General features: G+C 66.4%; 20 protein-coding genes, 1 tRNA gene and 1 riboswitch. Of the genes, 14 read left to right on the forward strand and 7 right to left on the reverse strand.

Translation table 11 applies throughout. The annotated features are described in order from the left end of the window. Nucleotides 1–28: 28 nt before the first annotated feature. Entirely contained in the window at nucleotides 29–1,477 is a 1,449-nt protein-coding gene (locus AC1RT8_RS12355; protein ID WP_493075946.1) for an FAD-binding oxidoreductase, read from the forward strand. Between the two features lie 58 nt (nucleotides 1,478–1,535). Then, nucleotides 1,536–2,309 carry a SapC family protein gene (locus AC1RT8_RS12360; protein WP_493075947.1) on the forward strand — a complete coding sequence of 258 codons (774 nt, stop codon included), beginning with the start codon at nucleotides 1,536–1,538 and terminating at the stop codon, nucleotides 2,307–2,309. Nucleotides 2,310–2,709: 400 nt separating this feature from the next. On the opposite strand, the gene AC1RT8_RS12365 is transcribed toward AC1RT8_RS12360, so the two are convergent. Next, entirely contained in the window at nucleotides 2,710–3,567 is an 858-nt protein-coding gene (locus AC1RT8_RS12365) for an N-formylglutamate amidohydrolase (protein ID WP_493075948.1), read from the reverse strand. Between the two features lie 137 nt (nucleotides 3,568–3,704). Between AC1RT8_RS12365 and cpdR the strand changes: the two genes are divergently transcribed. Together cpdR and AC1RT8_RS12375 are read left to right on the forward strand one after the other, a co-directional pair. After that, the gene (gene cpdR / locus AC1RT8_RS12370) at nucleotides 3,705–4,082 is read left to right on the forward strand and encodes a cell cycle two-component system response regulator CpdR (protein WP_493075949.1); all 378 of its coding nucleotides are present in this window, start codon (nucleotides 3,705–3,707) and stop codon (nucleotides 4,080–4,082) included. Between the two features lie 71 nt (nucleotides 4,083–4,153). Further along, nucleotides 4,154–4,228 (forward strand) — tRNA-Val (locus AC1RT8_RS12375). A 79-nt stretch (nucleotides 4,229–4,307) separates the two neighbouring features. Here AC1RT8_RS12375 and AC1RT8_RS12380 read toward each other — a convergent pair. The 3 genes from AC1RT8_RS12380 to AC1RT8_RS12390 form a co-directional block, all read right to left on the reverse strand. Further along, nucleotides 4,308–6,227 carry a glycoside hydrolase family 2 protein gene (locus tag AC1RT8_RS12380; protein ID WP_493075950.1) on the reverse strand — a complete coding sequence of 640 codons (1,920 nt, stop codon included), beginning with the start codon at nucleotides 6,225–6,227 and terminating at the stop codon, nucleotides 4,308–4,310. Nucleotides 6,228–6,253: 26 nt separating this feature from the next. Next, nucleotides 6,254–7,432 (reverse strand): mannonate dehydratase, encoded by a 1,179-nt coding sequence (gene uxuA / locus AC1RT8_RS12385; RefSeq protein WP_493075951.1) that lies wholly within the window; start codon nucleotides 7,430–7,432, stop codon nucleotides 6,254–6,256. 130 nt (nucleotides 7,433–7,562) lie between these two features. Beyond that, nucleotides 7,563–9,890: a TonB-dependent receptor gene (locus AC1RT8_RS12390; protein ID WP_493075952.1), complete on the reverse strand. Its 2,328-nt coding sequence runs from the start codon at nucleotides 9,888–9,890 to the stop codon at nucleotides 7,563–7,565. A gap of 200 nt (nucleotides 9,891–10,090) precedes the next feature. On the opposite strand from AC1RT8_RS12390, the gene AC1RT8_RS12395 reads away from it, so the two are divergent. Continuing rightward, nucleotides 10,091–10,879 carry a FadR/GntR family transcriptional regulator gene (locus AC1RT8_RS12395; protein ID WP_493075953.1) on the forward strand — a complete coding sequence of 263 codons (789 nt, stop codon included), beginning with the start codon at nucleotides 10,091–10,093 and terminating at the stop codon, nucleotides 10,877–10,879. An 18-nt stretch (nucleotides 10,880–10,897) separates the two neighbouring features. Here the strand turns inward: AC1RT8_RS12395 and AC1RT8_RS12400 are convergent, their stop codons facing one another. Both AC1RT8_RS12400 and AC1RT8_RS12405 read right to left on the reverse strand, forming a co-directional pair. Continuing rightward, nucleotides 10,898–13,291, reverse strand: a complete 2,394-nt coding sequence (locus tag AC1RT8_RS12400) for a glycoside hydrolase family 31 protein (protein WP_493075954.1) — start codon at nucleotides 13,289–13,291, stop codon at nucleotides 10,898–10,900. Then, nucleotides 13,291–14,568 (reverse strand): MFS transporter, encoded by a 1,278-nt coding sequence (locus AC1RT8_RS12405; protein ID WP_493075955.1) that lies wholly within the window; start codon nucleotides 14,566–14,568, stop codon nucleotides 13,291–13,293. Before AC1RT8_RS12405 ends, AC1RT8_RS12400 begins: the two co-directional genes overlap by 1 nt. Before the next feature lie 166 nt (nucleotides 14,569–14,734). Here AC1RT8_RS12405 and AC1RT8_RS12410 point away from each other — a divergent pair, with 166 nt between their 5' ends. Further along, nucleotides 14,735–15,979, forward strand: a complete 1,245-nt coding sequence (locus AC1RT8_RS12410; RefSeq protein WP_493076128.1) for an MFS transporter — start codon at nucleotides 14,735–14,737, stop codon at nucleotides 15,977–15,979. A 29-nt stretch (nucleotides 15,980–16,008) separates the two neighbouring features. On the opposite strand, the gene AC1RT8_RS12415 is transcribed toward AC1RT8_RS12410, so the two are convergent. Beyond that, nucleotides 16,009–16,266, reverse strand: coding sequence for a hypothetical protein (locus AC1RT8_RS12415; protein ID WP_493075956.1), 258 nt, complete (start codon nucleotides 16,264–16,266; stop codon nucleotides 16,009–16,011). Between the two features lie 107 nt (nucleotides 16,267–16,373). After that, nucleotides 16,374–16,574, forward strand: a riboswitch (cobalamin riboswitch). Nucleotides 16,575–16,773: 199 nt separating this feature from the next. On the opposite strand from AC1RT8_RS12415, the gene AC1RT8_RS12420 reads away from it, so the two are divergent. The 8 genes from AC1RT8_RS12420 (at nucleotide 16,774) to AC1RT8_RS12455 (ending at nucleotide 26,109) form a co-directional block, all read left to right on the forward strand. Further along, on the forward strand, nucleotides 16,774–18,720 hold the full coding sequence (locus tag AC1RT8_RS12420; protein WP_493075957.1) for a TonB-dependent receptor plug domain-containing protein: 1,947 nt from the start codon (nucleotides 16,774–16,776) through the stop codon (nucleotides 18,718–18,720). Next, nucleotides 18,720–19,673: an ABC transporter substrate-binding protein gene (locus AC1RT8_RS12425; protein ID WP_493075958.1), complete on the forward strand. Its 954-nt coding sequence runs from the start codon at nucleotides 18,720–18,722 to the stop codon at nucleotides 19,671–19,673. Before AC1RT8_RS12420 ends, AC1RT8_RS12425 begins: the two co-directional genes overlap by 1 nt. Then, entirely contained in the window at nucleotides 19,670–20,632 is a 963-nt protein-coding gene (locus tag AC1RT8_RS12430; RefSeq protein ID WP_493075959.1) for a FecCD family ABC transporter permease, read from the forward strand. The genes AC1RT8_RS12425 and AC1RT8_RS12430 overlap by 4 nt, the downstream gene beginning before the upstream one ends. Then, complete coding sequence (locus tag AC1RT8_RS12435) at nucleotides 20,623–21,399, forward strand: ABC transporter ATP-binding protein (RefSeq protein ID WP_493075960.1); 777 nt, start codon at nucleotides 20,623–20,625, stop codon at nucleotides 21,397–21,399. The genes AC1RT8_RS12430 and AC1RT8_RS12435 overlap by 10 nt, the downstream gene beginning before the upstream one ends. A gap of 178 nt (nucleotides 21,400–21,577) precedes the next feature. After that, nucleotides 21,578–23,497 carry a PEP/pyruvate-binding domain-containing protein gene (locus AC1RT8_RS12440; protein WP_493075961.1) on the forward strand — a complete coding sequence of 640 codons (1,920 nt, stop codon included), beginning with the start codon at nucleotides 21,578–21,580 and terminating at the stop codon, nucleotides 23,495–23,497. A gap of 309 nt (nucleotides 23,498–23,806) precedes the next feature. Then, the gene (locus AC1RT8_RS12445; protein ID WP_493075962.1) at nucleotides 23,807–24,022 is read left to right on the forward strand and encodes a hypothetical protein; all 216 of its coding nucleotides are present in this window, start codon (nucleotides 23,807–23,809) and stop codon (nucleotides 24,020–24,022) included. Between the two features lie 235 nt (nucleotides 24,023–24,257). Further along, nucleotides 24,258–24,884, forward strand: a complete 627-nt coding sequence (locus AC1RT8_RS12450; RefSeq protein WP_493075963.1) for a Fic family protein — start codon at nucleotides 24,258–24,260, stop codon at nucleotides 24,882–24,884. A gap of 37 nt (nucleotides 24,885–24,921) precedes the next feature. Beyond that, nucleotides 24,922–26,109, forward strand: a complete 1,188-nt coding sequence (locus AC1RT8_RS12455) for an MvdC/MvdD family ATP grasp protein (RefSeq protein WP_493075964.1) — start codon at nucleotides 24,922–24,924, stop codon at nucleotides 26,107–26,109. Nucleotides 26,110–26,128 lie beyond the last annotated feature (19 nt).

Here is a 26,128-nt window from a genome sequence, read left to right on the forward strand (position 1 = left end):
TTCTTCCCTGCGTGATAGGGCCCGGGCAATGACTCCCGCCCAACGCCAGTTGACCGATTCGGTCCGCGAGAAGCTCGGACCCAAGACCGTGATCACCGACGGCGCCGCAATCGAGCCGTGGCTCCATGACTGGCGCGGCCGCTATCACGGCACCGCGCCCGCGATCCTCGCGCCCGACAGCCGCGACGGCGTCGCCACGATCCTCGCGCTGGCGCATGAGGCGCGAGTCCCGCTGGTGCCGCAGGGCGGCAATACCGGCATGGTCGGCGGCGCGACGCCTCCGGTCGACGGTTCGGCGCTGATCCTGTCGCTGCGCCGGATGAACCGAATCCGCTCGGTCGATCCTGCGAACGGCCTGGCGATCGCCGAGGCCGGGGTGATCCTCGCCGATCTCCATGCGGCCGCGCTGGAACAGGGCAGGCGCTTCCCGCTGACCCTGGGCGCGCGCGGCAGCGCGACGATCGGCGGCCTGACCTCGACCAATGCCGGCGGCACCCAGGTGCTGCGTTTCGGCACGATGCGCAGCCTGGTCGCGGGGGTCGAGGCGGTCCTGCCCGACGGCAGCGTCCATGACGGGCTCGCCGCGCTCAAGAAGGACAATCGGGGTTACGATCTCAACCAGTTGCTGATCGGCGCCGAGGGCACGCTCGGGATCATCACGGCCGCCACCTTGCGCCTGGTGCCAGCCATCGCCGCGCGGGCGGTGGCATGGGTTGGCCTGTCCGATCCGGAGACGGCGCTTGCGCTGTTGCGCCGGCTCGAGGCCGGCACCGACCGGATCGAAAGCTTCGAGATCGTGCCCGGCCATACTCTGTCGCTGGTGCTGCAGCATATCCCCGGCACGCGCGCGCCTTTGGCCGGCGACCATCCCTGGCATGTGCTGATCGAGGCGGTCATCACCGATGCGGCGGCCGAGCCTCCCGCTGAGCTGCTCGAGCGGCTGCTCGCGCCCGCGCTGGCCGACGGGCAGGTGGCCGATGCGGTGATCGCGGCGAGCGAGGCACAGGCCGAGGCCTTCTGGCACATCCGCGATTCGATCTCGGAGGCGGAGCGCAACAACGGCCCCGCCGTGCAGCACGACATCTCGGTGCCCGTATCGGGCATGCCGCGCTTCATGGTCGAAGGCGGTGCCGCCTGCGAGGCGCGGTTCCCCGGAACCGAGGCGATGGCGTTCGGGCATCTCGGCGACGGCAACGTCCATTTCCACATCCGCGCCCCGCGCGGCGTGGATCCTGCACGCTGGTATGCCGAGGATGCGCCCATCATCACGCGCTTCGTCAACGACCTGGTCGTGGCGGCGGGGGGATCGATCTCGGCCGAACACGGCATCGGCCAGATGAAGCTCAAGGAACTCGAGCGTCTTTCCTCGCCGGCTCGCATGGCGGCGCTGCGCGCGATCAAGGCGGCGTTCGATCCCGGGGCACTTATGAACCCCGGCAAGCTCGTGGCGCTTGCACCGGAACCCTTGGCACCATAGAGCCGGGCGCCGTCCGGCACGCACAAGCCGTTACATTCAGTCCCGATGGAGAGTTTTCATGGCCAGCGCGCCGCAATCGCAACTTCCGCTATTCTACAATGCGCTCGAACCGCTTTCGAGCGAGACGCATGTCAATTTCAAGATGAAGCCGATCACCCAGGCGAAGTTCCTGGTGGGGCAGCATGCCATCCCCGTCACGGTCGATGAATTCCCGCTCGTGCAACGTCATTTCCCGATCGTCTTCACTGAGGGCGACGATGCCGTGCCGCTGGCGCTGATGGGCCTGAACGAGGGCATCAACGTCTTCGTCGATGCGGAAGGCACGCTGACCGAGAACATGATGTACGTGCCGGCCTATATCCGGCGCTACCCGTTCATGCTCGCGCGCCTGCGCCCGGGTGCCGAGGAGTTGTCGCTCTGCTTCGATCCGACGTCAGAGGGCATCGGCGCCGATCTGGAAGGCCAGCCGCTGTTCGACGGCGGTCAGCCGTCCGAGGTGACCAAGAGCATCATGCAGTTCAACGAATCGTTCGAACAGGCCGGTGCCCGCACCGCGCAATTCATGCGCGACCTGAACGAGCTGGATCTGCTGATGGACGGCGAGACCACCATCCAGGCGGACGGTGTCGAGCAGCCCTTCATCTATCGCGGTTTCCGTATCGTGAACGAGGAGAAGCTGGCCGAACTTCGCGGCGATCAGCTGCGCAAGATCCACAAGAACGGCATGCTCCCGCTGCTCTACGCGCATCTCTTCTCGCTTTCGCTGATGCGCGACATCTTCAGCCGGCAGATGCAGCTCGGCCTCATGCCCCAGCAGCTCCCGGTCGTCTGATCGACAGCCAGCCTCGTGCCGGTCGCTTCCTTCGGGAGGCGACCGGTATCTGGCCGGGCTTCCTCATCGCGAGTCGCTGATCCGCTGTACGAAGAGTCGGGTATGCGACGCGTGCCTTCAATGGCCTGATCCACCCCGCTGCGGCACTGCGGAATTATTTCCTGTCGTGCAGGCAGGGGCTGGCGCAACTATCGCCCTGAAATCGCGCCATGCCGCAAAGCACAGTCAAAGCGGCTCTTTTCACCCTTGAAGCGCGAAAACCCGGCTCCTATATCGGTGTTGCGCGGCTTCGTGTCCCCCCTTTCGCGGGGCCGTGCGGCACACCTTCGGGTGTGTCTCCTCCCTGAACCTTGGCCACCGCGTGCTGCATTGCACGCGGTGGTTTTTTTTTGGGTCGCGTTTATTCCGCGGCGATCGCGCCGGGCAAAGCGAGCGCCTCGTCGGCCACCGCATCGATCATCCGCCGCAACAAGGTCGCGGAATCGGCCAGGCCGTCGCCGGGTCCGTCCAAAGCCTGATCGAGATAGAGCGAGCGGTCGAACTCGATCTGGATGGCATGAATGCCCGCCGCCGGGCGCGCCTGCGCGTCGAGGATATGCCCGCCCGCATAAGGCGCGTTCAGCGCGGTCGTGAACCCAGCCGCCTGGATCTCACCTTCAAGCCGATGGACGAATCGCGCCGCCGCCGATCGCCCGAAACGATCCCCCAATACGATCCGCGCCTGTCCCTGCGCTGAGGTCAGCGGCGGCATCGAATGGAGATCGAGCAGCACCGCGGTGCCGAATCGCGCACGGGCGCGCTTCAACGCTTCGGCCAGGGCGGCGTGATAGGGCCGGTGGTCCCTCTCGATGCGTGCCATCACCTCGTCGCCGTCGAGCCGCCGCCGCCAGATGTCGCCCGCGCCCGAAACCCGGCGCGGCACCAGGCCGAGCCCGCCGCGCATCCGGGCGGACTGAATCGGCATCGCCTGGCGGTTGGCGCCGTCGTCGATGCCGGGGTCGCGTTCCTGCTCGCTGCGGTTGAGGTCGATCCAGGCCCGCGCGACGCGCTGGACCAGCATCGTCTCCTTGCCGCGCGCCAGGATCGCCACCGCATCGACATGCCGGTCCTCGAGCGGGGCCAATGCCGCCACCGGCACGCGCAGCGCCGCGCGGAGCGCCAGCGGGTAATCGCGCCCGGCATGGGGCACGGACAGGATGACGGGACTGGCCGGTTCATCCGGGCCGTATCGATCGAAGGAAAGGGCGCTGGCGGCCATCGCCGCCAACCTAAGGTGCGCGGCTCTCCGCCGCAATCGCGCTTTGCGCCGAACGGCCATGGTAAAGCGGGCGGGAATGCTGGAAAATCTTAAGAGCTTCGCGCATAAACAGGGGCCACAAACTGAGCGGGACAGCGATGATCAGGATATTGTTGGCCGAGGACGACCGGGTGATGCGTGAATATCTCACGCGCGCGCTCGAACGTTCGGGATATGCCGTCAGTGCCGTCGATCGCGGCACCGAGGCGATTCCGTTGCTCGAATCGGAACCCTTCGACCTGCTCCTCACCGATATCGTCATGCCGGAAATGGACGGCATCGAGCTGGCGCAGCGCGCCGGCGAGATGTGCCCGGATCTGCGCGTCATGTTCATCACCGGTTTCGCGGCGGTCACGTTGAAGGCGGGCAAGACGATGCCTCAGGCCCGGGTCCTGTCCAAGCCCTTCCACCTGCGCGATCTCGTGCTCGAGGTCGATCGCATGTTCGAAATGGAGAACGCGACCAGGGGTCTTTGACCCCGCGCGGAGATTTCGCGCGAGGCCGCTTGCGCCCGCCGATAACCCTCGCTAGAGCCCCCAACTCGCGTGGGCGTGTAGCTCAGTGGTAGAGCACTGTGTTGACATCGCAGGGGTCGCAAGTTCAATCCTTGCCACGCCCACCATTAAAACCCCGCCAGACCCGATGGGTTGGCGGGGTTTTTTGTTCCAGAGGACATCCGCGTTCGTTTGACTGTCCGACGGTCAGTTCGAACGGCGCTTGAGATCCGCGCCGGCCGCCTTCTTCGCATAATATCCAGCCAGGATATCGAACGCGATTTTGCGCTGCCCGGTCTCGGAGATCAGGCCCTTGCGGTTCCAGCCCTGCTGGAAATCGGGATGCTGCCGGCGTGGCGAGCGGAAATCCTTCAGGATCCAGGGCGACACGCCGCGCAGGGTCGGCATGCTGTCGGCCATCTCCAGCGTCTTGCGATAGAATTCGGCCTGATATTCCTCGGAGAATTTCTGCGGTGCCGCCCTCAGATCGTGGAACCCGGCCTTGGCGTCGGCGCCGAATTCCGAGAAGACCAGCGGCTTGTCCGCCGGTACCCGCCAGACGATGCCGGGCAGGTCGGCCAGCCGGTCGGGCGTGTACCAGCCATTATAGGTGTTGATCGCGAGTACATCGAGCGCATCGGCGAGCGGGTCGGCCATCGTCATCACCGGTCCCTTGTCGCTCTGCGACCGTTCGACCAGCAAGGCCGCGCTGACCAGCCTTGTGTCGTCGAGCCCGCGCACGTCGCTCACCAGCGTGCGCAGGAAGGTGTTGCGCGCGTCGGTCACCGGTGTCTCGTTGGCGACGCTCCAGACCGCGATCGACGCGCGGTTGCGGTCGCGCAGGATATTCTCCGCCAGCATGTTGCGCGCGGTCGCCAGCGTGTCGGGGTTCGACCAGGCGACGCGCCAATAGACCGGTACCTCGCTCCACACGATGACGCCCATCTCGTCGGCCATCCGCGTCATCGCCTCGGAATGCGGATAATGCGCGAGCCGGACGTAGTTGCCGTGCAGCCCGTCCCTGATCTCGCTGAGCAGCGTCCGCGCTGCGGCGGGCGTCATCGCGCGCGTCGGATCGGTGCCCAGTTCTTCCTCGTGCAGCGAGATGCCGCGCAGGAAGATCGGCTTGCCGTTGAGCAGGATGTCGGTGCCGCGCACTTCGACGGTGCGGAAGCCGATGCGGTCGTGCCACTCGTCGTCGCCCGCGCCGATCGTCACGTCATACAGCTTCGGCCGTTCGGGCGACCAGCGGATCAGCGCGCGCGGCGCGGCGGCGGTGGCCCGCCAATCGCCCTTTGCGTCGGTCGTCCCGGCCAGGTCGAGTCCGAGTTCGGCGATCTTCAGGCGCACCGCGCGATTGGCCGCCTGAGCGCCGTCGAGATGCGCATCGACCGCCAGCTTGCCGTCGCGCGTGATCCGCACCCAGGCATCGTCGACATAAGTGTCGGGCGTTGCGATCAGCCGGATCGGGCGGGTGATTCCCCCATAATTTTCCCAGTCGGTAACGGGTGGGGGCACGGTCGCTTCGGTAGTCTGCGAATCGACGCCGACGGTGATCTGGTTGTCGCCGTCGCGCAACAGCCTGGTCACCTCGAACGCGAACGGCGTGAAACCGCCTTCGTGGCGTCCGACCGGCTTGCCGTTGAGATACACGACGGTCGAATAATTGGCCGCGCCGAAGCGGAGGAAATAGCGCCCCTTGCGCGCCGCTGGTACCGGGAAGGTCCGCTGGTACCACATCAGCCCCTGATAATAGCGCAACTCGGGCGCTTCGGTCAGCCAGGAGGATGGCAGGGTGGTGATGGGCGATCTAGCAAGGTCGAATTCGTAAAGGGCGCGATTGTCGTCCCTCAAAGCCTTGGCGATATCGACGTCGCGATAGCGCGACTGGCTGTCGCCGGGGGGGCCGCCATGGAAACCCGCCATCCCGTCACGGAACGGGTCGACCGAGTAATGCCACGGGCCCGACAGATCCTGGCCGGGGCGCATGTCCGCCGAAACGAGCAGCGGGTTGGTCTTGACGGTGGCCAGCGGCAGGGCCGGGGCCGCCGCCTGTTGCGCCATCGCGGGAGCCGCGCAGGCCATTGCCGCGGCGATCAGCCGCCGCATCGTCCTTTTCATCTTCATGTCGCTCTCCCGTTTTCAGTGTGATGTCATGCCCGCGCGTCGCTGCACGCGAAGGCGATCCCGCGCTCCAGTCCCCGCAATTCGGCCAGGCCGCGCATGCGGCCGAGCAATGAATAGCCGGGGTTGGTCCGTTTGGTCAGATCGTCGAGCATCTGATGACCATGATCGGGCCGCATCGGGATCGAGCGCCCGGTCCGGCGCTGCAGCGCATGCACCGCGCCGACGATCCCGGCCATGTTCGCGTCGCCCTCCAGGTGCGCCGCTTCGTGGAACGCGCCGCGCGGTTCGCGCTGCACCGATCGCAGATGCAGGAAGCCGATACGGTCGCCCAGCCGCTCGACCATGCCGGGCAGGTCGTTGTCCGCGCGGACCCCGAACGATCCGGCGCAGAAGCACAGTCCGTTCGACCGGCTCGGCACGCGGGCGAAGAGGTGCGCGACGTCCGCCTCGGTGCTGACCACGCGTGGCAGGCCAAACATCGGGAAGGGCGGATCGTCGGGGTGGACGACCAGCTGCAGACCCAGTTCGTCGGCGACCGGGCAGACGGCCTCGAGAAAGGCGACATGGTGCTCCCGCAGGCGGTCCGGGCCGATATCGGCATAGGTGCCGATCGCGTTCAGGAATTCGGTCTCGGTGAAGCTTTCCTCGCTCCCCGGCAGGCCGGCGATGATCGTCTGCGCCAATCTCTCGCGCGCGCGATCGTCCATCGCCTGAAAGCGGCGCGTCGCGGCCTCGACCATGTCGGACGCATAATCCTTCTCAGCGCCGGGCCGCTGCAGGATGTGCATGTCGTACGCCGCGACCGCCTCGAGCTCGAAGCGCAGTGCAAGCGCGCCATCGGGCAAGGGCCAGGCCAGATCGGTTCGCGTCCAGTCGAGCAACGGCATGAAATTATAGGTGACGGTGGTGATCCCGCATGCCGCCAGATGACGCAGGCTCTCGCGATATTGCTCGATCACCCGGTCGCAGTCGCGCCCGCGCGTCTTGATCGCCTCGTGCACGGGCAGGCTCTCGACCACGGTCCAGCCGAGCCCGGCCTCCTCGATCATCCGCTTGCGCGCGGCGATCTCCTCGCGCGGCCAGACCTCTCCATTGGCCGTATCGTGCAGCGCGGTAACGACGTCGGTCGCGCCGGCCTGACGGATGTCTCGCAAGGACACGGGATCGTCAGGTCCGAACCAGCGCATCGTCTGCGTCATGAACATGCCGGCAAATACTCCCCGGGGCCGCCGATCCATATGGCGTCGTCAATATTCACTATACCGTCCGTGCCTGTGCGGCGCGGCCGAATTCAGGCATGCGTCGGCGGGGGCGACAGGCGCCCCCGCCAATCCATCAGAAGTTCACCCCGAGCCGCACCCCGCCATAGCGACGGAAGTCGCGCGGGAGGAGCGCCTGAGTCGCCAGCTTGTTGCCGAAATTGCCTGCCGTGTTGACCAGCGACGGGTAATATTGCTTGTCGAACAGATTGTTGACGAAAGCGACCACTTCCCATTTGTGGTCCTCGTCGCGCACGCCGAGGCCGATATTGACGATGCTATAGGCCTTCTGAAACGTTTGCGGATCTTCCGCCACATAATAGACTCCGCTCTGATATTGCCAATTGGCCTGTACGATGCCGCGCAGATCGCCGCCCAGCGATGGCGAATAATCGGCGCCGATCGAGAATTTCCACTCCGGCGCCTGCACCGCCCGCTGGCCCGTCAGGTTCTGATAGGCGGGCTGCGCAGGAATTGGTGGGGCCGCGGGCACCGCGGGGACGCATCCTTGCGCGGGGCTTTGTAGCGGATAGCATTGCGCGCGCGGGAACGACGTATATTTCGCATCGAGATAAGCGACCGACGCGCTGAGGTTGAGGTCGCTGCCGATCCGCGCCGAGCTGTCGAACTCCACGCCCTTAGTGTTCAGCCCGCCCACATTGGTCAGGCGGAAATTGCTCGTCCCGTCGGTCAGTGTCTCGATCGTCTGCGCCTGCAGATTCTCGTAATCGGTATTGAACAGGGTAAGGTTGGCCGTCACCCGCCGGTCGAGGAACTGCATGCGCGCGCCGAGTTCCCAGTCGCGCGACCGTTCGGGCTTGATCGGGCCGGCGTTCGCGCGGTTCGTGTTGAAGCCCGTCGTCAGATCGTAGGTCTGGCCCTTGTAGCCGGTCGAATAGCTGGCGAAGAACATGATGTCGGGCGTAACCTCGTAGCGCCCGCTGATGCGATAGGTGCCGGCGGTATCCTCGGCACGGCCGCTGAAAAAGGCGGCAGCGATATTGTCCTTGAAGGTGTAGGCAATCTTCTCGTTCTGGACACGCCCGCCGCCGGTCAGGGTGAGGTGTGGCAGGATCTCCCAGTCGATCTGCGCGAAGGCGGCGAGTTGCTCGGACTTCGACGTCGCGTACCAGTTGGCCAGCGAGAAAACGGGGCCGCGCGCGAAAGGCCGCGTGAACTTCACGTTCGCATAATAGGCGCCCAGGGTATAGCGGAACGGCTTGTCGCCGGGCGAGAGCAGGCGGATTTCCTGCGTGAACAATTTCGAATGGAACGTGCCGACCTGGATGTTGCTGCCACTGGGGGTGGTGGACGAGGTGTCGTCCTGGTCGAGATAGTCGTTGAGGCGGAACTTGTCGTACGAAGTGATCGACACCAGGGTCATCTCGCCCAGTCCGACCTCCGCGCGCAGCGACCCGCCCCCGCCTTCATATTTGGTGCGCGCGTCGTAATTGTTGCTGATATTCTGATTGTCCTGGTTGATCGTCACGCCGGGCATCGCCACCGCCTGGGTCTGGCCCGCGATGCCGCGGAACAGGGCGGTCGGGTCCATACGGATGAACGGCCGGCCGACGCTGGTATTGCCGTTGAGATAATTGCCCGACAGCGTGATGGTGACGTCGTCAGTGGGCTTCCAGCGGAGCTTGCCGCGGGTGTTGAACGCTTCGCGACCGTTCACCTTCTTGCCGTTGAACAGGTTGCGGACATTGCCGTCCCAGTTGGAATAGCTGGCCGAGAGGACATAGCCCAGTTCAGGGGTCATCGGGCCCGACACGCTGAAATTGCCGCCATATTCGCTGTCGGTGGTCGCCAGCGCATTGGCGCGGAAGTGGAAAATGTCGGTGGGCTGGCGCGTGACGATGTTGATCAGGCCGGCCGAGGCGGACTTGCCGTACAAGGTGCTCTGCGGACCGCGCAGCACTTCGATCCGCTCGACATCGGGAAGGTCGGTGAAGGCGCGCGCCTGGAAGGCGAGCGGTACTTCGTCGACCAGCACCGCGACGCTTGGCTCGACGCCGATGCCGAAGGCGAAGGTGCCGACGCCGCGCAGCGAGACGTTGGCGTTGACCGGGTGTTCGGCTGGGCGCACCGTCAGCGACGGGGCGATCCTGCCCAGATCCTGGAACTGGGTGACGCCGGTGGCCTTCAACTGGGCCTCTCCGAGCACCGAAACGGCCAGCGGCACCTTCTGGATATTTTCGGCGCGCTTCTGGGCCGTGATGATGATGTCGCCCGGATTGGTGGCGTCCGATGCGGTTTCTTGCGGCGCGGCCGCGTCCGGCGTGGTCTGGCCCGAACCGGCGGGCTGATCGGCATCGGCCGCCTTGGCCAGTGCCGGTGTCGCGCAAAAGGCAAGCGACAGCGCAAGGGCACCGTGCCCCACAGACAGATGTAATCCGATCATTTGGTCTCTCCCCTAACGATGCGGCGGGTTCGTTTTTGCCCGCGCTTCGCATCTGAAGTATCAAATGGCCTGACCAGATGCAAGTGTTGCCTGACCATAGGTGCGGGAGGCTTGTTCCGCGGAACGGCGTCGCGGGAATGTTGATGTTGCCCGCCCAATCAAATGTTGGTAGGCCGTGATTGGTTATGTCTACACAGCGATTGATCAGGCCAGTTGCCAAGCCGACGCCGTTCCCGCCGCAATCCGACGGGCGCAAGCTCTATCAACAGGTCGCAGCTGCCGTCTCCGACGCGATCCAGCGCGGGGACTTCCTGCCCGGCCAGCGTATCCCGTCCGAACGCGAGCTTGCCGATGAGTACAAGGTCAGCCGCCCGACGATCCGCGAGGCGATGATCGCGCTCGAGGTCATCGGCATCGTGCGCTCGCGGCATGGTTCGGGGATCTTCGTCACCGAGAATCCGCCGCTCGACACGCCGATGATCGGGCTCGACATCGGCGCGTTCGAACTGACCGAGGCGCGTCGCCTGTTCGAGGCCGAGGCGGCGGCGCTCGCCGCGGTCTCGATCACCGACGAGGAGATCGCCGCGCTCGAGTCGCTGATCGGCGACATGGATCGCGAGAACCAGGAGCATGTCAGCGGCGAGCACGCCGACCGCGAATTCCACCTGACGATCGCGCGCGCCACGCGCAATTCGGCGGTGGTCGACGTGGTCGAGTCGCTATGGGATGCGCGCTACAGGTCTCCGCTGTGCAAGCACATGCTCGAACGCGCGCGCAATGTCGGCGTCGTGCCGCGGATCGACGAGCATCAGACGATCCTCGCGGCGTTGCGCGACCGGAATCCCAAGGCTGCGCGCAAGGCGATGCGTGATCATCTCGCCCGCGTGATCGAAGGGCTTCTCAAGGCCACCGAAACCGACACGCTGGAGCGCGCCCGTGCCGAGCTGGAGGCCAAGCGGACCGATCTCGCCCGCCGCGTGGCGGTGTGACAGCCCGGGCGGACGCGCTTAGAGCGTGAGCGTGATGCCGCGGCGGCCGTCATGGTCGACCCCGTCGCCCGCACCGCCGTTCACGATCAGCGGGCGCGTCTCCTCGGGCGGCAGCAACAGGGTGATGCTGCCGTCGCCCCAGCTGCCGGATCCGTCGCGGCGCACCTCGACGACGATGCGTGCCGGCTCAGCGCTGCCGGTGACATGCCAGGTGTCGACCGGCCCGTCGCCGTCGCCCGAATCCTCGATGCCTGACCAGGCGAACGCGCCGTCGCGCGGCGGAAACAGCCATACGCCGCGGCGATAGGGCCCGGGCCGCCACCCGCCGCGCGCGAGATCGACCAGCATCGCCGAGCCGGCGCGCGCCAGCAAGGGCGGGAGGCCGTCGAGCGGCGCGGCCAGAACAGCCTCAGAACCGCCGGCAATGCGCCGACCGGTCCAGATATCGAGCCACTCCGCGCCGGCAGGCGGACGCACGCCACGCATTTTCACGCCCGGTTCCATGACGGTCGCGACCAGCAGGTCGGGACCGAGCAGGTGCTCGTCATTCTCCTCCCATGCCAGGGGATCGCCGGGGAAATCGAGCCAGGTCGGCCGGACCATCGGTTCGTACTCTGCGTGATACCGGTGCAGCAGGTCGTAGAAGAACGGGATCAGCGTCTGACGCAGCGCCATCAGCCGGCGGATCGCGGGCAGCGCGTCGGGGAACATCCACGGCTCGTTGACCGTGCGGTCGTCGTTCCAGCTGTGGATGCTGAAGCGCGGCATCAATATGCCGGCCTGGATCCAGCGCACCAGCAGTTCGGGCGACGGCGCCGGTCCGGCGAAGCCGCCGACGTCGTGCCCGCTGTTCGACACGCCCGACAGCGCCAGGCCGATCGCCATGCGCGCATTGTAGCGCATCGTTTTCCACTCGGTCAGGTTGTCGCCGGTCCAGGTCTGGGCATAGCGCTGCAGCCCCGCCATGCCGGCGCGGGTGACGGCATAGGGCCGGCGCTCGGGCATGGCCTCGGCCTGGGCTCGCCGCGACGCCCGGGTCATCAGCAGCGGCTGGACCGGGCGCATCTCGGCCGCGGCGCGAGGCTGGCCGAACCCGGCGAACCGGGCGCGCGTGCCCCAGATCTCATATTCGTTATTGTCGTTCCACGTCGCCACCACCCCCTGGTCCAGCAAGGCGGTCCTGACCTGCCTGCGCCACCATTCGGCGGCGCGGGGATTGGTGAAGTCGATATAGCTGCCGACCTCGTCCCAGAACTGCGCCTCGACGGGGGTGCCGTCCCTATCGGCCACGAACAGCCCGGCGGCCGCGACCTCGTCATAAAGCGGGTGGCTGCGCAACAGCGCCGGCTTGATGTTGGGCACCAGCTCGACGCCCGCCGACGCATAGTCCGCGACGAAGGCGGCAGGGTCGGGGAATTTGTCGCGGTTCCAGTGGAACACGTAACGCTTGTCGCCGATCGACGTGTAGCCCGACGACAGGTGGAACGAGGTGCAGCCGATATCGTGCTCGGCGAGCTTGTCGAGGAACCCGGCCATCTGCACCGCGGCATCCGGTGAGTCGGTATAGGTCATCGTCGACCCCGAATATCCCAGCGACCAGCGCGGCATCAGCGCGGGTCTGCCGGTCAGCCAGGTGAAGCGCCGCGTGACCGCGAGCGGATCGGGTCCGGCGATCATCCAGAGATCGAGGTCGCCGGCGTCCGCCACCACATGCCGGTACCAGCCGTGATAATTGTCCATCTCGCGGCCGAAGTCGAAATGCATGTCGGCGACGCTATCGTAGAACGCGCCGTGGCAGCGACCGTCCGCATCCGCCACAAGGACATAGGGGATCGACTTGTAGAGCGGGTCGCTCGTTTCCGCGTCATATCCCATCGCATCGAGATTGGTCAGCCGGAAGCGTCGTCCGGCGCGGTCATTGTCGCCGCTCCTGTCGCCAAGCCCGTAGAACCGCTCGCCCTGTCGCCGGGCGATGTAGTGATGCGCCCGGCCGTCCCACCATCCGAAATCATAGGCCTGGGTCGGGCGGTCCTCCGCCATCAGACGCCACCCGTCCCCCTCGCGCTGCTCCCACCTGCAATGCAATCCATGGAGGCGAACGGTGATGCGCAGCCGCGAAGTCTCGACGACGATTCGGTCGTCAGCTTCCTCCAGCCGGTAATCCGGGCAGGCAAACCCCGCCACATCCAAGCGGTCGCGGCCGGGCTCGGCGATGTCGGCGGCACCCGGGGCGATGGCCCAGCTCGGCGGGCTCGTCGGCGTGCCGTCAGCGAGCAGCAGCAGCCGCGCGATATCCTCCTCGAGCACGAACAGATGCGCCACCGCGCCGGTATCGGCGGTCAGCACGAGGCGGCCGTGCGCCCGCTCGGTCAGGGCGAAAAGGGGTGGTCTGGAGAGGGTGGCACGCGCCATCAAAGCGACTCCGCTCGGACAAGGGTTTTCATGGCAATGATCAGCACTGCGGCGCCGATCAGATCGAATACCGCCAGGGCGGCGAACAACGGCCCATAGCCGATCGTATCGGCGAGCTGGCCGATCAACAGCGAGAACAGCAACCCGCCGATCCAGCCTGCCTGGCCGACAAAGCCATTGGCGGTGCCGACCTCCTCGGGCGTGAAGACGTCCGTCGACAGCGTGTTGATCAGTACCGAGATCATCTGGTGCGCAAAGCCGCCGACGCAGAACAAGGCGATCGCGACATAGGGGCTGGCGGCGAGCCCGATACAGCCGGGCGCGATCATCAATATGGCCGCCAGGCTGATCCCCGCGATACGCGACGGGACCAGCGACATGCCGGCGCGCTTGACCAGAAACGGCGAGAGATAGCCGCCGAGCACGCCGCCCATGTCGGCGGCGAGGAAGGGCAGCCATGCGAACAGCGCGATGTGCTTCAGGTCCATGCCGCGTTCGGTCGCGAGATAGAGCGGTATCCAGAAGCTGAACGTCTGCCACGCCGGCTCGGCAAGAAAACGCGGCACCGCGATCGCCCAGAATTTGCCCGTGCCGAGGATTTCGCGTGCCGTCGCGCGCTGTCGCGGCACCGCGGGGCGGTCGGCGGCGATCATCGCCTGCTCGGCCGGCGTGATCGCGGGATGCGCATCGGGGCTGCGGTAGAAAGCGTACCACGCCCCGGCCCATACCAGCCCGACCGCCCCGGTGACGACGAACGCGACGCGCCAGTCGGCCCACAACGTCACGGCGACGACGATCGGGGGTGCGATCAGCGCGCCCAGCGAGGTGCCGGCATTGAACCAGCCCACCGCGACCGAGCGCTCGCGCGCCGGAAACCATTCGGCGATCGCCTTGATCCCCGACGGCACCGCCGCCGCTTCGCTCAGGCCCAACAGGCCGCGGAAAAAGGCAAGGCTGAGCCAGCCCGCCGCGAACGCATGCAGCATATTGGCGAGCGACCATGCCACGCCGAACAGCGCGAAGCCGGAGCGTAGTCCGATCCGGTCGACGATGAACCCGGCAATGGGCTGCATCACGGTATAGGCGGCCTGAAACGCGCCGACGACATAGCTGTACTGCTGAGTCGTCATATGGAGACTGGACATGAGCTGGGGCGCCAGCACGCCGAGCGAGTTGCGCGCGAGATAGTTCGAAACCGTGCCGAGGCAGATCAGCGCCACGATCCACCAGCGCAGGTGCGGTATCCGCTGCACGATCCTCTCCCCAACTCGCGTCATTGTCCGCTCGCAAGCGGTCTAGAACGCCCGATAGCATTTGTCGATATTGGTCAGACCAGTATATGGGGCCGCTGACAAGTGGCCAGCCGGGTGTCCCGCCTGGGTCGGCCCGACCGAAAATGAAAAGGAGAGGGCGGTGGGGCTTCGTATCGGCTGGCGCTGGAGGATGATCGGGCTGGTGACCATCGGCACCGTGCTGAATTATCTCGCGCGCTCTTCGCTCTCGGTGGCCGCGCCGACGCTTAAACAGGCAATGGAGATGACGACTCAGCAATATAGCTGGGTCGTGGCGGCGTTTCAGGCCGCCTATACCGTGATGCAGCCCGTCGCCGGCTATATCCTCGACCTGGTCGGGCTGAGGCTGGGCTTTGCCTTGTTCGCGATCGGCTGGTCGCTTGCCAATTGCCTGCACGGCCTGGCGAACGGATGGCCGGCGCTCGCCTTTTTTCGCGGGCTCCTCGGCCTGACCGAGGCGGCGGCGATGCCGGCGGGGCTCAAGACCGTGGCCGAATGGTTCCCCCCGCGCGAGCGCACGGTCGCGACCGGCTGGTTCAACATCGGCACCTCGATCGGGGCGATGATCGCCCCGCCCATCGTGGTCGCGTGCATCGCCTGGTGGGGCTGGCGTTCGGCATTCCTCGTCACCGGCGGGCTCGGCTTTGTATGGGCCGCCTTGTGGTACTGGCTGTATCGCTCGCCCGGCGACCATCCGCGGTTGGACGAGGCGGAGCGCATCTATATCGAGGAAGGGCGGCCGCTCGCGCCTGACGGCGTTGACGCGATCGGCTGGAGCGCAGTGCTGCGCACGCGCGACTTCTGGAGCATCGCCATCCCCCGCTTCCTCGCTGACCCAGCATGGCAGACGTTCAGCTTCTTCATCCCGCTCTACCTCGTCGAGGCGAAGGGCATGGACCTCAGGGGCATCGCGGCGTTCGCGTGGCTGCCGTTCCTCGCCGCCGATGCCGGATCGCTGCTCGGCGGCTATTATGCGCCATGGATCATGCGCCGCTTCGGCGCCTCGCTCATCACCTCCCGCAAGGTGGTGATCACGACCGGCGCGCTGATGATGGTCGGCCCGGCGTGCATCGGCCTGACGGTGTCGCCGGCGGCCGCGATCGCCCTGTTCTGCATCGGCGGCTTCGCGCACCAGATGCTGTCGGGGGCGCTGATGACTCTGTCCACCGACCTGTTCGACCCGCGCATCGTCGCGACCGCCAGCGGCATGGCGGGCTCGGCGGCATGGATCGGCGGCATGAGTTTCTCGCTGGTGATCGGCGCGCTGGCGGACACGATCGGGTATAATCCGCTGTTCGTCTGCCTGGCGGTGTTCGATCTGATCGGCGCGGCAGTGGTCTGGACTCTGTTGCGCCGGCCGACGCTGGGCGCTCGGGTATTGGTAAGACCAATCTAGTGCTGCCGGGTCGCCGACTAAATGCCCGGCTAGTCGCTCTTGCGCTGCGCGCCCGCATCCGAGGCGCGGAGCATGCGCGAGCGGAATTTCACCCGCTGCCAGAAGGTCGCATCCTGCAGGCGCCGTTCCTTGATCGCATCGCCGGTCAGCAGGTCGAGCAGGGCGTCGCTTGCCTCTTCATCCTCGGCCGCAAACTCGCCGGAAACCTCGTCGAATCGGTCGCGCTGCTCCTGCATCGTGTAGGCGCGGGGCGCGAAATCGGCCTTTTTGGCTGGGGAACCGCTCATGTCAGCACCGCCTTGATCGAGATCAACGTCTCGAATCGGCATGGGGTTCCGGCCGTGCGGCATCGCGAAGCCGGCCGCGCCGCTTGCCACCTCGCCCCCGCGCCGATAAGGGCGCGTCCGTGACGGGTTCCCGGCAACGGGAACAATAGGGAAGTCGGTGCGCGGAACCTTCCGCAACTCCGATGCTGCTCCCGCAACTGTGACCGGATAGCCGGCGCTCCATCACGCCACTGGGGTAAAGCCCGGGAAGGCGGAGCGTCAGGCGAAGACCCGGAAGCCAGGAGACCTGCCCGCCACGGTCGATCCATCGCGCGGGCGGGATGCACCGGGCGGACGAGGGCATTGCCTCGAGTGAGCGACATGAACCGGGCCGTCTGGGCCGGATGTCGCCCAAGGCACGTCCGGACCGGTAGGCCCCATGCAAAGGGGTACATCATGTCCATCAGTTCCACTGTCAACGACGCCGGTTCCTTCCATTCCGGGGACGTCACGGTCCATTCCGCAGTTTTGCGTAGCAATCGTTGCGCACACGGAATTTTTCAGCGTAACCGGCGCTATAACCATTTAAATCTGCTCGCGGCGTCCGTCGCGCTGTTCGCGGCGACGCCGGCCTTCGCCCAGGACGCGGCGCAGGATTGCAACGTCGAGCCGAACGATTGCATCGTCTTGGCTGACATGAAGACCCCGCCCGACATCGTCGTGGCGGCGGGTGTACCGCAATATGCCGGTCAGATCGGCCAGGCCGTCACCATCATCACCCGCGCCGAGATCGACCAGCGCCAGACCGTCTCCATCTCCGATCTGCTCGCCACCACGCCGGGCATCACCGTCAGCCGCAATGGCGGCCCGGGCGGCCTGACCAGCGTGCGCATCCGCGGCGCCGAGGCGGAACAGACCCTGACCCTGATCGACGGCGTGCGTGTCAACGATCCTTCGTCGCCTGGCGGCGGCTTCGATTTCGGCAATCTGCTCGCCGGCTCGGTCGAGCGGATCGAGATATTGCGCGGCGCGAACTCGGTGCCCTGGGGCAGCCAGGCGCTGGGCGGCGTGGTCAATATCGTCACCGCCACCCCGACCGAAGGCCTGCGGGGCCGCGCCAGCGTGGAATATGGCTCGCATGACAGCGTGTTCGCCAATGCCGGCATCTCCGGCGGCAAGGGCCCGGTCACTGCGTCGCTGACCGGCGGTTATCTGCGCACCGACGGCATCTCCGCCGCCGCGATCGGCACCGAACCCGACGGCTATCGCCAATATGGCGGCACCGGCAGCGTCAACATCGCCTTCACCGACGAGATCGGGCTCGATCTGCGCGGCTATTATGCGCACAGCCGGCTCTCGCTCGACGGCTATCCGCCGCCCTTCTACTTCCCCTTCCAGGACACGGCGGAATATTCCACCGCGCAGGAGATCTATGGCTATGCCGGGCTCCACGCGAACCTGCTCGACGGCCGGTTCCGCAACAAGGTCGCCTTCACCATCGCCGATATCAACCGCGACAATTTCGATCCGTCGTTCGGCCCCGCCCCCAGCTTCTTCGGCCGTGGCCGCAGCGAGCGCTACACCTATCAGGGCGATTTCCAGGTAATCGAGCAGGTCCGGCTCGTCGCCGGCGCCGAGCATGAGAACAGCAGCTATTTCGACGGCACGAGCGAAAAGGCCCACACCACCAGCTTCTATGGCGAAGCGATCGTTCGGCCGATCGATATCCTCACCGTGACCGGCGGCGTGCGGCATGACGATCATGTGAAGTTCGGCGGCCACACGACGTTCGGGGCCAATGCCGCGCTTGCCCTGCGCGAGGGCACGACGCTGCGCGCCAGCTATGCGGAAGGTTTCAAGGCGCCGACCCTCTATCAGCTCTTCGCTCCCTTTTACGGCAATAAGGACCTGCAGCCGGAGACCTCGCGCGGCTATGATATCGGCATCGCCCAGTCCCTGCTCGGCGGTCGTCTCAAGGGCAGCGTGACCTGGTTTCACCGCGACACGCGCAACCAGATCACCGGCCTCGCGCCCAACTATGTCTACTTCAACGTCAACCGCGCGCGCGCGCAAGGCGTCGAGGTCGAGGTGACGCTGACCCCGATCCAGGACCTCACCTTCACCGGCAATGTCAGCTATATCGACAACGAGAACCGGTCGCCGGGCTTTTTCGGCAAGGATCTGGCCCGTCGTCCGAAGGAAACCGCCAGTGTCTCGGTGGACTACCGGCTGCCCTTCGGCCTGTCGGTCGGCGGTACGATCAGCCTGGTGGGGGACAGCTATGACGATCCCGGCAACTTCACCCGCCTCGACGGCTATTCGCTGGCGAGCCTGCGTGCCGAATTCCCGATCGGGGATCGCCTTACCATCTATGGCCGGGTCGAGAATCTGTTCGACGAGAAATATCAGACGGTCGCGACCTATGGCACCTATGGCCGCACCGCCTTTGGCGGCATCCGCGTGAAGTTCGACTGATGAAACCGGCGATCCTGCCGCTCGTCCTGCTCCTCGCCGGGTGCTCGCCCGCGCGGGCGCCGGGCGGCGGCGGGATCGTTTCCACTAATCCGTGCGCGGACGCGATCCTGATCGATCTCGTCCCCGCGAGCCGCATCGCCGCGATCAGCCATTATTCGCAGGATCCCGGCGCGACCTCGATCGATCTCTCCGTCGCGAACCGCTTCGCCTCCACCACCGGCACCGCCGAGGAAGTGATCGCGCTGGAACCCGATCTGGTGCTGACCAGCAGCTTCACCCCCGCCAGCACCCGCAACGCCTATGAACGCGCCGGGCTGAAGACGCTGCTGCTCGATTCCCCCGTCACGATCGAGGCAAGCAAGGCGCAGGTGATGCAGATCGCGACGGCGGTGGGGGCCGGGGCAAAGGGCAGGGCGCTCAATGCCCGCATCGATCGCGCGGTAACCGCAGCGCTTCCACCGAAAGCGAAGCAGGCTAACCCTTCCGCCCTCCTCTTCATCGCCGGCAACCTCGTCAACGGCTCGGGCACCCTGCTCGACGAACTGCTCACCAAGGCCGGTTTCCGCGACGCCGCGATCGATTATGGCCTGGCCTTTACCGGCACCCTCCCGATCGAGACCATCGCCGCAAAGCCGCCCCGCGTGATCCTCACCCCCGGCCCGTCGCGCACCGCGACGCTCCGCGCCCGCGTCCTCGGCCGCACCGGCGCTAACACGGTCGAGGCGGCGTTCCCACGCAATCTGGTCAATTGCGGTGGCCCGACCATCGTGCCCGCCATCACCCGCCTCGCCGCGATCCGCCGATCGCTGGATCGGCAGACCGCTTCTTCCCCTCTCCCAGCGGGAGAGGGGTGGCCTGCGCAGCAGGTCGGGGTGAGGGTGAGTGACCTGGTCGCCCTCACCCTCCCGGCGCTACGCGCCTCCTTCCCTCTCCCACGGGGAGAGGGACAGTGAAGGTTAAATTGCTACTCCTCGCCCTGTTGGTAATCCTCGCCTTCGGTCTCTCGCTGATCGCGGGCAAGACCTGGATCCCGCTCGACGCCTGGCCCTCCGGCGACCCGCGCTTCGCCATCATCGTCGAGCTGCGCCTGCCGCGCGCTCTGCTCGGCCTCGCCATCGGTGCCGTGCTCGGCCTGTCGGGCGCCGTGCTGCAGGGCTATCTGCGCAACCCGCTCGCTGATCCGGCGGTGGTCGGCGTCTCCTCCAGCGCAGCGCTCGGCGCGGTGGCGGCGATCATCCTCGGCATTGCGGGCAATCCGCTCATATTGTTCGCCTGCGCCATGCTCACCGCCGGGGGCGCGATGGCGCTGCTCGCCGCGCTGACCTGGCGCAGCCCCAGTCCCGTCCAGTTCATCCTCGCCGGCACCGTGCTCGCCAGCCTTGCCGGCGCGCTCACGGCGTTCCTCATCTCCATCGCACCCAACCCCTATGCCGTGGCAGAGGTGATCGACTGGCTGATGGGCGCGCTGACCGACCGCAGCATCGAAGATGTCCGCACCGCGCTCCCCTTCATGGCGCTGGGTGCGGTCCTGCTGTTCCTCACCGGCCCGTCGCTCGACGCGCTGACCCTGGGCGAAGCGGCGGCGCGCTCGCTCGGCGTCCGGCTCGGCCGGCTCCAGGCGCTGATCGTGCTCGGCACCGGCCTGACGATCGGCGCCAGCGTCGCGGTGACCGGGGTGGTGGGTTTTGTGGGCTTGGTCGTGCCGCACCTGCTCCGCCCGGTCTTCGGCCATCGCCCCGCCGCTCTGTTGCTGCCCAGCGCTCTCGGCGGTTCAGCGCTGGTCCTGATCGCCGACAGCCTGTGCCGCCTCGCGCCCGGCGCCGGAGAGGTCAGGCTCGGCGTCGCCATGGCGCTGATCGGCGCACCCTTCTTCCTGATGCTCCTGCTCAAGGGCCGCACGTCATGGAACTGATCGTCGACGGCCTCGGTGTCACGCTGTCCGGCCGCAGGGTGCTGGACGGAGTCAGCGCGGTCCTTCGCCCCGGCCGGGTCACGGCGATCCTCGGCCCCAATGGCGCCGGCAAATCCACCCTGATCAAGACCGCCGCCGCGCTGATCGCCCCGAGCGCCGGCGCGGTCCGCCTCGGCGACCGCGACGTGACCGCGCTCGATCCCCGTGAGCGCGCGCGCCGCATCGGCTATCTTCCGCAGGACGCCCGGGTGCACTGGAACATCGCGGCGTCCGATGTGGTGGCTTTGGGCCGAGCCCCGCACCGCGCGCCCTTTGCCGGGCCCGACGCCCATGATGCCGAGGCAGTGACTCAGGCCATGGCCGCGACCGAGACCGGCCACCTCGCCACCCGCCCGATCAACGAGCTGTCGGGTGGCGAGCGCGCCCGCGTCCTGCTGGCCCGGGTGCTCGCCGGCGAGCCCGATTGGCTCCTCGCCGATGAGCCGCTCGCGGGGCTCGATCCGCGCCATCAGCTCGACATCCTCGATCGGCTGGGTGAGGTCGCGCGGCAGGGCAGGGGTGTCGCCATCGTCCTGCACGACCTGCTCCATGCCGGCCGCGTGGCGGACGACGTGCTGCTGCTCAAGGACGGCGCCAACCTGGCGAGTGGCGAGGCCGGTGCAGTGCTCACCCCGGAGAATCTGCGCACCGCCTTCGAGATCGAGGTCAGCATCCAGCGCGACGCCGAAGGCCGCTTGATCTGCCTCCCAAGGGGAAGGGCGGCCTGATCCAGCCAAAGCGCGCCTTCCCACCGTTCGTTTCGAGCGCAGTCGAGAAACAATGATGGAGCGCGAAGTCCGGTTTCTCGACTACGCTCGAAACGAACGGGCGGTGGGTGTCCGGCGCGCGTAACCACTGGACCACAGCCCCACTTTCGCGCAGCCTCGCGGGGTTCGGGAGGGACTCGTGACCAAAACCATCGCGGCGCTGCTCGCCCTTGCCGCCCTCGGCTTCGCGGCGAACGACCTGTCCTCGCTCAGCGGCCAGACGACCGCGGATCGTTCGCCCGCGCCCCAGGCAGGCATCAGGAACGATGCCGAATTCGATCGTCTCGCCCGCACCGAGGGCGGCGGCCGCTTCCTCGCCCTCCCGCAACTCATGTTTGCCATCGACCGCGCCGCCTCGACCCCGAAGCTCATGTGGATCGACACCAAGCGCTATCGCTATCACCTCGAATATCTCCAGGCGAAGTATCTGACGCTCGCCGACAGCCAGACCTTCAACGACGCCAATTATTCCAACCCGAAGCGGCGCTTCATCCTCGGCTCGGTCGTCCGCTATCCCCGGCTGAACCGCTACGGCGTGGAATTATGGGAGGGCGACCTGGTCGAGCCCAAGCTGCTCGCCGACATGATGCGCGTGCTCCAGGCGGGCTTCCCCGCGCCGCTCACCTTCAAACCCAATTCCGACCAGCAGCGCGAGGCGGCCGGACAGGCGAAGCTGCCGATCATCGGTGTCGATGAGGCCTATGGCAGCCGCGAGGAACTGATCCTCAACCATGGCCGCGCGGTCGGCCGTCTGGTCGTGGTGAAGGAGGGGCAGGAAGAAGCGCTTACCCCGGGCGATATCGCGGTGCTGACGACCATGCCGATCCGCATGCCGCCGGTCGCGGGCATCGTCTCCGCGACCTTCACCACGCCGATCAATCATGTCAGTCTGCTCGCCAAGACCTGGCGCATTCCCAATGCCTATCGCGCCGATGCCGATCGCCGCTGGGCGTCGCTCGCCGGCCAGATGGTGGTGCTCGACACGCGCGGCGCGATGGTCGTGCTGCGCATGGCCACCCCGGCCGAGATCAAGGCGGCCGAGCGGGCGAAAAAGGCGCGCGCCGTCCAGGTGGCGCAGGCCGACACCGTCTATTCCGGCCTCCCCTCGCTGGTGGAGCAGGATGAGAGCTGGGCTCGCCGCACCGGCGCCAAGGCCGCCAATCTCGGCCAGGTGGCGCAGCTCGCGCAGCGCGACGGCCGGTTCACGGTGCCGCCCGGCTTCGGCATTCCCTTCTCCTTCTACGACCGCTTCGTCGCGGCCAATCATTTCGGCCCGCGCATCGCCGCCTTGCTCGCCGATCCGCGCCGCGCCGACACGGTCTGGCGCCAGCAGGAACTGGCCAAGCTCCGCGCCGCCTTCCTCGCCGGCAAGATCCCCGACGCCGACTTCGCCGCGATCATCGCGCGCCGCGCCGGCCTGCTCGGGCCCAAGGGCGTGTTCATCCGCTCCTCTACCAATGCCGAGGATCTGCGCGGTTTCAACGGCGCCGGCCTCTACGACACCGTCCCCAATGTGGTGAGCGCCGAGGATCTGGCGAAAGCGGTAAAGACGGTCTGGGGCTCGATCTGGAACGACCGCGCCTTTGCCGCGCGCGAGGCGGCGGGTATCGATCACCGCTCGGTCCGCGCCGCCGTGCTGGTCCAGAGCGGGATCGATGCCGACTCGGCCGGGGTGATGACCACGATCGACCCGTTCGACGAGCAACAGGCCGACGAGATCCGCATCTTCATCGCCGCGAAACGCGGCCTCGGCATCCGCGTGGTGGAGGGGCGCAAGATCGCCGAGCAGTTGATCTACCGCCCGGAACTCGACTCGATCCAGGTCCTCACCCGCTCGAAGGACGATGTCCTCCTGCATTTCTCCCCCGGCGGCGGCGTCGAGGAAGTGAAGATCGACCCCGACCGCCCGGTCCTGTCCGACGACCTGGTCCGCCGCCTCGGCAAGGTCGGTCGCGCGGTGGAGGAAGTGTTCGGCAACCGGCCGCAGGACGTGGAGTGGCTGGTGGTGGGGGACCGGATCATGATCGTGCAGTCGCGGGATTATGTGCGGGGGCGGTGAGGGTTGGGGGCGAGGCGGACGACGCGATAGATCGCATCGCGGGCGCGGCCGATACCTGTGCCGCGAGCGATGAGGCCAGGGCGCCGGGCAGATCGGGATCGCACGGTCGAGACCCATAGGTTCGTCGAAGCGCTGTCGGCGAGTCTCATGCGCCGGCTCGCCCTTTCGCGATTTTGCAACGCATTTTTGCATTATTTTATCGAGAGATAGCTCCAGAATGCAGGCACTTCAGTTTGACAGTCGCGACTCCTGCCGCCTAGTTTTGCGCTCCGCCCCCCCATTGAGTGCGGAACAAACCAGGAGGTGATTATGTCCGGCACTACTCGGTCAATTCATACTCTACTTGCCCGGGAGCTCACCGTTTCGGAAATCGATTCGGTGTCCGGTGGCGATCCGACCTGCGGAGAAGGCAATACCGACGTGTCGACGGAGCCCACCGTCTGCGACACGATCGGGTTTCCCAACCCGTGGGATACCTCTGATCGCTGCGACGACGACGGAAGCTGGGACTTTCATTGCGATTGACGGGCTTGCGCCGGTCGCTGTGACAATCCTGTCCAAGGTGCAACAGTTAGCTGCAGGCTAGGCGATGTGGCTACCTGTTGCCCCGGATTTTCGGTATCGGAACGCGAGCGGCCTGGACTGGGACTCGCTCGAGAAGCGGCTGACTCGATTGAACGCACGCTACGCGCAAGCGCCGTGGCGATCGTTCGGAAACGAGGCCCGGTGCGCCTTGTTGCTGCAAGCCGGCTTTCGCCTTTTGCCGGGAGAATCTCCGAACGAGCCTGCCGGTTCCCACGCGCCGGATCTTGGCCGGTTCCTCGTCCGCCCGAGCGCGGAGCCTATCCTCTATTCGAGTTGGAACCGCTTCACGGCGTGGCGCATCGACGAGGCCTGGGCGCTGGCGACCGTCGCGCTGCTGAGTGGCGGCGGCAGGAGGCGGCGCGGTGCTACCGCCGGCAGCCCCGCCTATCTGGGCTTGCCGGCCATGACCTTTGCCCCGCTGGACGCTGCCGGTCACTGGGTGGAAGCGCTCGATGCGATCAGGCGGTGCCCCGGTCTCTCGCCTCTCCAGGAAGCGGCGCTGATGCACGCGACCTTGATCCTGTATCATCCGCTGGACGACGGGAACGGCCGCTTGGCCAGAGCATTGTTCCACGCCGCGCTGGGGAGCCGCGCGGCCATAGACGCGCCGTTCCTGGCGCTTGGGCCGGTTTCCTACAGGATGGCCTTCTACAATCTCGGCCTGACGCGGCATCTGTCCGATTCGGGCGACTGGGCGGCCTATCTGGACGGCTTTTATCATACCATCGCCGCCGCGCTGACCGCGCAGGAGCGCATCGACGACGAGGATCTCGTCGTCGCCGGCGCCTATGGTCCGGCGTGAACATCATCGACGCTTTACCCCGTGAAAGGCCAGAGCCATGAATGAGCGCATCCTGATCGTCACCAAGCCCCATGACGATCACGCCCACCTCGTCACGACGGGCCTGGAAATGATGGGCGTCGAGCCGCTGATCTTTCGCTTCGGGATGATGCCGCTCTACGAGACGCACACCGTCCGCCTCGATGAGCGCGCGCAGTTCTGCGTGAACGAGTCCGTCCTGGTTGACGAGAAAATGCCGCTGAAGCGGGTCTGGTTGCGCCGGATCGGCGGGTCGTCCCTCAAGTTCATGGACATGGACGAGAAGGACAAACCTTATGTCACGAACATCATGGCGGCATATCGCACGTCGTTGTTCGCCCTGCTCGACCGGATCATGTCCGAACGGCCCAATGTGATGGTGAACGGCTATTGGGCGAAGACGGCGACCGACAGCAAGGTGCTTCAACTGTGGCAGGCCAGGAAGGCTGGCCTGAACGTGCCCGACACGATCCAGTCGAACGATCCCGAGGTGATCCGCGCCTTCCAGCAGAAGCATGGCGGCAGGATCATCTGCAAGTCGCTCGTCCCCCAGATGTGGAAGACCGATGATCGTATTGCCTTCGCCTATACCGCGATCATGCCCGACGTCGCCACCCTGCCGGCCGATGCGCTCAAGCTTCATCCGGCGATCTATCAGCCCTATGTCGAAAAGACCTTCGAAGCGCGGGTGATCATCTTCGGCGGGAAGCAGTTCGGCATCAGGATCGATTCGCAAGCTGACCCGAGATCGGTGGTCGATTGGCGCGGCAAGCGCCTGATGAAGAACAACAATGTGAACTACCGAATCCCGGACGACATATTTGCCGCATGCGGCGATCTCATGCGCCGGCTGGGCATCGCCTATGGCGCGTTCGATTTCATCGTGACGCCCGAGGGGGAACATATCTTCCTTGAGGTGAACGAGGCCGGCCAGTTCATGTTCGTCGAGGATTGCGGGCCCAGGGACAAGATCGCTCATGCCTTTTGCCACTTCCTCATCCATGGCAGCCTGGACGACTGGCGGGAGGAGGACGCGATTTTCAGCCTGAAGGATCTGCTGACATCCGATCGCTTCGCGCAGCTCAAGGCGGCGGACAACCACTTCCGCGACTATGACCGCACCTCGCGGGTCTCGCGTTTCGACGATGCCGTGGGGTCCTTCAACGACGCCAATATCGACCTGCGCGTGAAGGGCGATGCCGCGTGACCGGCGCAACGCGCAACGG

This window comes from Sphingomonas sp. GW821-FHT10F11, from assembly GCF_058809095.1.